Below are 6,740 nucleotides of genomic sequence, written 5' to 3'. Positions count from 1 at the left end.
TAGAAATATCTTGAGACGCCCAATCAAAAAGCCTTGGGTGTAAAGAAATTTATAAGCTCAATTATGGGCTTAAATATAATATACGAGGAGGATAATAATATGGACAATTATGATAAAGATTTTTATTTTGAATTAAAAGATAGATTAATTAAAAAGCTTCCAGAGCCTGAAAAATCAATTTATGCTTATTTCCGGCAGGTGGAAAAATCAAATCTTCGTGAAGCCGGAAAATTAATAATTAATGGTAAAACTCCTGTTCAGTCGACTGCTGATCATTTTATGATGGAAGAGGAAGAAATTAAAAAAATCTGCCGGCAGGCTTCTTTAAAGCTTGCAGAGTGGTCTAAATAAACTGTTCATTCTGCCTGGCAAGCCAGACAGCACAGCTGAGTGACCTGTATTATTTAAGTTTTCCTTATTAAGAGGTATGGGCATACATTCCACTTATTACCTGAAAAGGATTTTACTAAACAAAAAACCCCACTTAGAAAGTGGGGTTTGCTGCTATACTGCTGATGAAAAAATTTTATGTCGGATGGCATTGTAGACCTTTTGAGACTCGTCCGGGGTAAGAGGAACCATAGGCAGACGGACGGATCCCACTTTAACACCGCTCATTTCTAAAGCAGCCTTAACAGGGGCAGGGCTAGGTGCACTGAACATTGCGTTCATAACCGGAACCAGCTCTCTGTGAAGAGAAGCAGCATATTGCGGCTGCCCGTTCTGGTGGGCTGTGACCATAGCTTTCATTTCATTGCCTATAATATGTGAGGCAACTGAAACGACGCCGTTCCCGCCGATCGAAAGAATTGGAAGAGTCAAGGAATCATCTCCGCTGTAAAGTGTAAAGTCTTCCGGCGTATTCTGAATAATTTCAGACATGGCATCCAGATCACCGCTGGCTTCTTTTATAGATACAATGTTGGAAATTTCCGATAACCGGACGACTGTTTCGGGAAGAAGGTTAACGACACTTCTTCCAGGTACGTTATATAACATAACAGGTAAGTGGGTAGAGTCAGCAATAGCTTTAAAATGCTGATACATCCCTTCCTGATTCGGCTTATTATAATAAGGTGTGGCGAGCATGACGCCGTCTACACCAGCCTGGGTTGCGAGACGTGTCAGTTCAATGGCAGCCCGTGTACTGTTTGTACCTGTACCTGCCAGAACCGGCGCCCGGCCGTCAGCTGTCTCAACAGCAAACCTGTAAAGCTCAGCTTTCTCCTGAATCGACAGGGTAGGGGTTTCACCTGTGGTACCGGCTACTACAATACCATCAGAACCGTTTTCCAATAAATGATTAATTAATTCCTTAGTTGCCTGAAAATCGACATTACCATCCTGGTCAAATGGTGTGACCATAGCTGTTAACACTTGTCCGAAATTCATGTAAATCACCTCTATTCGAAATATTTGCCACCAGGGGCTGGTGACGCTAAGTTCCTGAATAGAGCTAAATCGCATGAAGAACCGTTTATACAAATTAAAAAGCACCAACGAAGGGCTCGTTGCTGCGTGGAAGTGTTTAAAACGGTCATCCAGCGTGAGATAGCCCTCCATATAGCCCGTTGGCTATACGACAGTTCTGCATCTATTTGATCACAGACCCAACAGCAAACAAATGAGCCGCCTGCTGCTTCGGCAAATTCCCCTTTCCATGCCTTTCAGTGGACCTCATTATCCTCCCGGCATGTACTAATGGCCTTTGCACCTCTAAACTCACTTCAAAAATATTGAAGTAAATATATGAACTTTGACTTCACTCTATCAAAGTTCGTCACGGTTTGCAATACATTTTTCCCCGGGAATCCTTGAGGTCAAATAAAAGGGGATGGGGGATGTCGGATTATTAATAAAAACGTAATATTTATAAAAGCTGTTTCCTATTTTGGGCATCGCCAAACATCAGATACTTATTCCATTAAATGTTTAAAATCAAAGAGTCTGGGAATAGACAAATTAGCAAAAACAGATTTGGATAAAGGGTGATAACTAATGACTTTAAAGGCACTGTATCTAAATACGTCTTTAAAAACCAGTGATGACAAATCGAATACGAGCGGTTTAATTCAGGAATCAGCCAAAATACTGGAGAATGAAGGGGTGAAGACAGAGGAAATCAGAGCAGCTGATTATAATATCCCGTTTGGCATGGAACCGGATATGGGAGAAGGGGATGAATGGCCAAAGCTTTTCGAAAAAATAAAAGAAGCTGACATCTTTGTCATAGGCTCTCCTGTATGGGAAGGTCAATTGAGCAGTATAACCAAACTGGTATTGGAAAAGCTGGATGCCAGCAGCAGTGAAACGAATGATAAAGGCCAGCCGGTTTACTACAATACGGTAGCCGGAGCTATTGTGACAGGGAATGAAGATGGCGGGAAACAGACAGCTATGCCGGTCATTTTTGTCCTTCAGCATCTTGGTTTTACGATTCCTCCTAATGCCGAAGCCTACTGGGTAGGAGAAGCAGGACCAGGTCCTTCCTATCTGGAAGCAGGCCAGGACAGCGAGTTCACTCAGAAAAATGTGACAATGATGAGCCATAACCTCGTTCATATGTCCCGTATTTTAAAGGAAAACCCTATCCCGGCTAAAGGTAATACACAGTAATTGCCCAGACTGAATATTAAATACAGGCAAAAGGAATGATTCTCATTGTGAGATCATTCCTTTTTCTGTATTAGCCTCTCTTGGCTATTCCTCTTCACTATTTTCAACAAAATGAGGAGGATATTCTGCTTCAAGGTCTCTTGCTTCTTCAATTTTCCCCGAGTTTTTTCTTCTGTTTACAGTTCCGCCTCCAAGCCCTTCATTAATCATTCTGTCCACATCGTTAAAGAAGTTTTTTTCAGCTATATTACTTTTTTCTAATTCAGACTTACCTGTTTTTTTCATTTTTAGGCTCCTTAATAATTATATTACTCTTTATCGTTAACGGGGAGGTTTTTAGACTTCGAAATAGTAAGTCTTTCTTCACCTTGTGCCGGCTGAACAGCTTCTTTTCCTTTTTGAATATTCCGCTTGGATTTTGAGTTTTTGCTCACAGTTTCATCGCCTCCTTTTTGGTCAGTGTTTTTAATATTCACTGCTGGAGTATAAAATATTAATTACGCTGGGGCGATCAGAACCAGGTGACTTTCATACGGCCGGCCGGGGAGCGTGAGCGTTGAGACTGGCTGGCTTGTCTTGTAAAATAAACAATTACATATAATTTTTAAGGAAAAGAGGGCCCTTATGAAATCATACATTGTTATAGGAGGAGGCATTCTTGGCGCTTCAACTGCTTTTCATCTTGCAAAACAAGGATGCCGCGTGACATTAATTGACCGGCGCGATCAAGGCCAGGCGACGGATGCTGGAGCAGGAATAATTTGTCCCTGGTTATCACAAAGACGTAATAAAGCCTGGTACCGGCTGGTTAAAGGCGGGGCAAAGTTTTATCCAGGCCTTATTAAAGAACTGGAGGATCTTGGAGAGGTTAACACGGGTTATGCCCGCGTAGGAGCTCTGACCGTTCATCATGATGAAACAAAACTTGATAAGATCGAGGAGAGGGCCTATAAACGACGAGAAGATGCACCTGAAATTGGCGATATTAAACGGATGACTTCTGCTGAGACAAAAGCCTGCTTCCCCCCTCTCGCGGACGGATACGGGAGCGTTTACGTAAGCGGAGGTGCCCGGGTCAACGGAAGATCTCTCCGGGATTCACTTATTAATGCTTCAGAAAAACTTGGCGTTCGAATAATAAAAGGCGACGCCTCGCTTATAATGGAAAATAACAGGGCAGCTGGAGCAGAAGTTAACGGAGAAAAAATAGAAGCAGACGCGGTGGTAGCTGCGTCCGGTGCATGGGCTGACGAGCTGCTTACGCCTATAGGCTTGAATTTCTCAGTAAAGCCGCAAAAAGGCCAGATTGTCCATTTAACAATGAAGAATATAAATAATGAGAGGTGGCCTGTGATCATCCCGCCTGGTGATTATTATATTTTAAGTTTCGGAAACGGCCGTATTGTCGCCGGGGCGACGCGGGAAGACGATACAGGATTTGATAATACACTGACACTCGGCGGGCTTCAGAAAGTGTTTAATGAAGCTTTAGCTGTTGCCCCTGGCCTTGCAAAAAGTGCCTATGTGGAAGCGCGGGTAGGGTTTCGTCCGTTTACACCCGGTTTTTTACCTGTTGCCGGACCTGTGCCTGAGACAAAGGGGCTGTTTGCTGCTAACGGACTGGGTGCTTCAGGATTAACATCGGGGCCTTACTTAGGTTCGCAACTCGCTGATCTGGTCGTGGGAAAACCAGTCGAACTGGATTTAAATGACTACAATATAAATGAAGCAATTAAACGGGATCGTTTTGGCGTGTAGAAAAGCTTAAACTAAAGAAAATGGTCCTGCGGATTAAACTGGAGTAAAAAAGGTTATATATAAACTAAATGACTTTAAAGGAGTTCACCAAAAACATGCCTGCAAATTTACTTGTAAAAATTGGTCTATTTGTATTTCTTATTGGAACCGGTTTTTACATTAATCATTATCATATAAATATTGATCCAATGCGAATTCAAGCAGCTGTTTTATCATTTGGAATCTGGGCTCCATTAATCTTTATTTTACTTTTCAGTTTAAGGCCTTTTGTGTTATTTCCGGCCTCAGTGCTTGCTGTAGCTGGAGGCTTGGCGTTCGGGCCTTTTCTGGGCCCTGTCGTCACTTATACCGGCTCGCTTACGGGGGCAGTCCTTTCATTTCTCCTCGTAAGAAGGCTGGGCAGCCGTTTTATTCAGAAAAGCTGGAGAGGGCGCGGAAAGCATATCCAGAAAAAAATAGAGGACAATGGCTTTTTTTATATCACTGCTTTAAGAATTATTCCAGTCATTAATTTTGATTTTGTAAGTTACTTGTCTGCTTTATCTCGGGTTTCTTTTAATAAATATTTAGCGGGCACCATGGTTGGAATTATTCCGGGAACGCTGGCGTTTAATTTTCTGGGCGCCTCTTTTGCAGAGTTAAATGCATGGATGATTGCAGTTACAGCTCTTTTATTTGCTGTAGCCCTGGGTCTACCGGCAATCGTTCTTAGAGTATTAAAGAAAAGAAATTTAGATATCAATTTTACGGCGGATAATAAACGATTATAGTTTTTCTGCTGTTTTGTATGCAATTTAAGGCGGTGAAACGTTGGAAAAATATGATGTGGTTATAATAGGAGGCGGAATAGGGGGGCTGACATTAGCCCTCAAACTCGTCCAGGCGGACGTACGGGTACTCGTAGTTGAAAAAGCTAAACAACCGGGAAAAATTTATAAAGGTGAATTGCTGCAGCCTAAATCCTTAGAAATCTTCAAAGAGATGGGGATTGCGTACCAAATAGTGGAAGCAAGTTTCTCACTCCCGACAATTCATACTTATGAAATGACTGAGAAAAAAGATGGAACACTTAAAGAAGAGCTTTATATACCATTGCATTATAACCGGCTGAGCAGTCCTTTCCCTGAGGCCAGGATGATCCCTCATGAAAAATTGAAAGAATTAGTAATCAGAGAAGCGGAAAAATATCCTGCTTTTACGTATTGGAACCCTGCAACGTTTCAAACCTTCACAGTAAAGGATGAGTGGAATAAACGTTTTGAAAAAGCAAAAATTGCATATGACGGAGAAGAAGTGGAAGTCGAGGCACATTTTTTTGTGGGGGCTGAAGGACGATCTTCTTTGCTAAGGAAAGCAATGAACGAGCATGTGATAACGACCCAGTATAACCACCAGTTCCTTACAGTCACCTTCCCGAGACCAAAAGATTTCACTCAAGCTAAAATGTATGCTTCCCATGATTCCTTCATCGGTTTATTCCCTCTTCCTGAAGATCAAGTCCGCAGTGTTATGCTTATAAAACCCGGACAGTATAAAGAAATGAAAAAGAAGGGGCTCCATACTTTTTATAAACCTTTTGAACGTTTTGAACCGGGATTAAAAGGGTATCCCGAAAATATACAGAGCTGGAAAGAGATTCAATTAATGATTCCGATCCGGCATAATATACCTAATTATGTAAAAGGAAACGCCGTTATTATTGGTGATGCTGCCCATACAGTGCATCCGATGGCCGGTGAAGGGATGAATCTGGCTATACAGGACGGAGCTGTGTTAGGCGAACTGTTTGTCTGGATGTTTAAAGAAGGCCGTTTGCATCCAGCCAATCTAAGAAAATTTGAAAAAGTAAGGAAGAAACGGGCGGACAGGCTGTCCCGGCTTAGCCATCTTTCGGCTTTAGCTTATTCTTGGCCTTATAAATGGGTACAGCGCGGAAGGATGTTTGCGTTAAAAAGGCTTGAAAGACACCCGGTGCTTCATTATAAGCATATGCTTAATATTTCCGGAATCGGCTGGTGGCCATACAGTGCACTGGATGGATTAAGATTTTTAGGCCCGGGCCAGGTATTTTCCAGAAAACGTTTTGAGAAAAAAAGTGAGAAGATGCTTTTTTCCAATAAAAATGATTATCCGTGGTATTTTAAAAACGAGGAAAGAAGTCAATCAAAGGAGTGACGGAAATGAAATTAAATATTCCCCGACTTATTCTGCTCGGTAAAGGGGCAACAATGGTCTATAGATTTATTAAAAGAAGAAAAACAAGGAGATAACTAGACATCCTTAAATAGTCAGTAAGAGGCAGCTGGTTTTAGCCAGCTGCCTTTTTTATGGTTATGGAAAGCTGTGGCCCAGACAGAGGACGGGCC

General features: G+C 42.1%; 8 protein-coding genes and 1 riboswitch. Of the genes, 5 read left to right on the top strand and 3 right to left on the bottom strand.

The window, feature by feature from the left end:
* The first annotated feature begins 99 nt into the window (after window positions 1-99).
* A complete protein-coding gene (locus BMW59_RS14795; RefSeq protein WP_093053870.1) occupies window positions 100-351 on the top strand; it encodes a hypothetical protein in 252 nt (83 codons plus the stop codon).
* A 153-nt stretch (window positions 352-504) separates the two neighbouring features.
* Here BMW59_RS14795 and dapA read toward each other — a convergent pair whose 3' ends face one another.
* Entirely contained in the window at window positions 505-1,392 is an 888-nt protein-coding gene (gene dapA / locus BMW59_RS14790; RefSeq protein ID WP_093053867.1) for a 4-hydroxy-tetrahydrodipicolinate synthase, read from the bottom strand.
* Window positions 1,393-1,544: 152 nt separating this feature from the next.
* Window positions 1,545-1,727: riboswitch (Lysine riboswitch) on the bottom strand.
* A 271-nt stretch (window positions 1,728-1,998) separates the two neighbouring features.
* Between dapA and BMW59_RS14785 the strand changes: the two genes are divergently transcribed.
* Window positions 1,999-2,616, top strand: a complete 618-nt coding sequence (locus BMW59_RS14785; RefSeq protein ID WP_093053864.1) for a flavodoxin family protein — start codon at window positions 1,999-2,001, stop codon at window positions 2,614-2,616.
* Window positions 2,617-2,700: 84 nt separating this feature from the next.
* On the opposite strand, the gene BMW59_RS14780 is transcribed toward BMW59_RS14785, so the two are convergent.
* Together BMW59_RS14780 and BMW59_RS22290 are read right to left on the bottom strand one after the other, a co-directional pair.
* Complete coding sequence (locus tag BMW59_RS14780) at window positions 2,701-2,901, bottom strand: hypothetical protein (RefSeq protein WP_093053861.1); 201 nt, start codon at window positions 2,899-2,901, stop codon at window positions 2,701-2,703.
* Window positions 2,902-2,924: 23 nt separating this feature from the next.
* The gene (locus BMW59_RS22290) at window positions 2,925-3,050 is read right to left on the bottom strand and encodes a hypothetical protein (RefSeq protein ID WP_281244276.1); all 126 of its coding nucleotides are present in this window, start codon (window positions 3,048-3,050) and stop codon (window positions 2,925-2,927) included.
* A gap of 190 nt (window positions 3,051-3,240) precedes the next feature.
* On the opposite strand from BMW59_RS22290, the gene BMW59_RS14775 reads away from it, so the two are divergent.
* The 3 genes from BMW59_RS14775 (at window position 3,241) to BMW59_RS14765 (ending at window position 6,549) form a co-directional block, all read left to right on the top strand.
* The gene (locus tag BMW59_RS14775) at window positions 3,241-4,374 is read left to right on the top strand and encodes an NAD(P)/FAD-dependent oxidoreductase (RefSeq protein WP_093053858.1); all 1,134 of its coding nucleotides are present in this window, start codon (window positions 3,241-3,243) and stop codon (window positions 4,372-4,374) included.
* Window positions 4,375-4,469: 95 nt separating this feature from the next.
* Window positions 4,470-5,144, top strand: coding sequence for a TVP38/TMEM64 family protein (locus BMW59_RS14770; protein ID WP_177174361.1), 675 nt, complete (start codon window positions 4,470-4,472; stop codon window positions 5,142-5,144).
* A 40-nt stretch (window positions 5,145-5,184) separates the two neighbouring features.
* On the top strand, window positions 5,185-6,549 hold the full coding sequence (locus BMW59_RS14765) for an FAD-dependent oxidoreductase (protein WP_093053852.1): 1,365 nt from the start codon (window positions 5,185-5,187) through the stop codon (window positions 6,547-6,549).
* Window positions 6,550-6,740: the final 191 nt, after the last annotated feature.

Source organism: Salipaludibacillus aurantiacus, assembly GCF_900111295.1.
Classification (GTDB): domain Bacteria; phylum Bacillota; class Bacilli; order Bacillales; family Salisediminibacteriaceae; genus Salipaludibacillus; species Salipaludibacillus aurantiacus.
The sequence above is the reverse complement of the archived record's forward strand: the minus strand, read 5'-3'. Positions and strand labels throughout refer to the sequence as shown.

Coding starts and splice junctions, on each gene's coding strand:
- BMW59_RS14795 (WP_093053870.1), top strand. CDS start 100: ATGGACAATTATGATAAAGATTTTTATTTTGAATTAAAAGATAGATTA.
- dapA (WP_093053867.1), bottom strand. CDS start 1,392: ATGAATTTCGGACAAGTGTTAACAGCTATGGTCACACCATTTGACCAG.
- BMW59_RS14785 (WP_093053864.1), top strand. CDS start 1,999: ATGACTTTAAAGGCACTGTATCTAAATACGTCTTTAAAAACCAGTGAT.
- BMW59_RS14780 (WP_093053861.1), bottom strand. CDS start 2,901: ATGAAAAAAACAGGTAAGTCTGAATTAGAAAAAAGTAATATAGCTGAA.
- BMW59_RS14775 (WP_093053858.1), top strand. CDS start 3,241: ATGAAATCATACATTGTTATAGGAGGAGGCATTCTTGGCGCTTCAACT.
- BMW59_RS14770 (WP_177174361.1), top strand. CDS start 4,470: ATGCCTGCAAATTTACTTGTAAAAATTGGTCTATTTGTATTTCTTATT.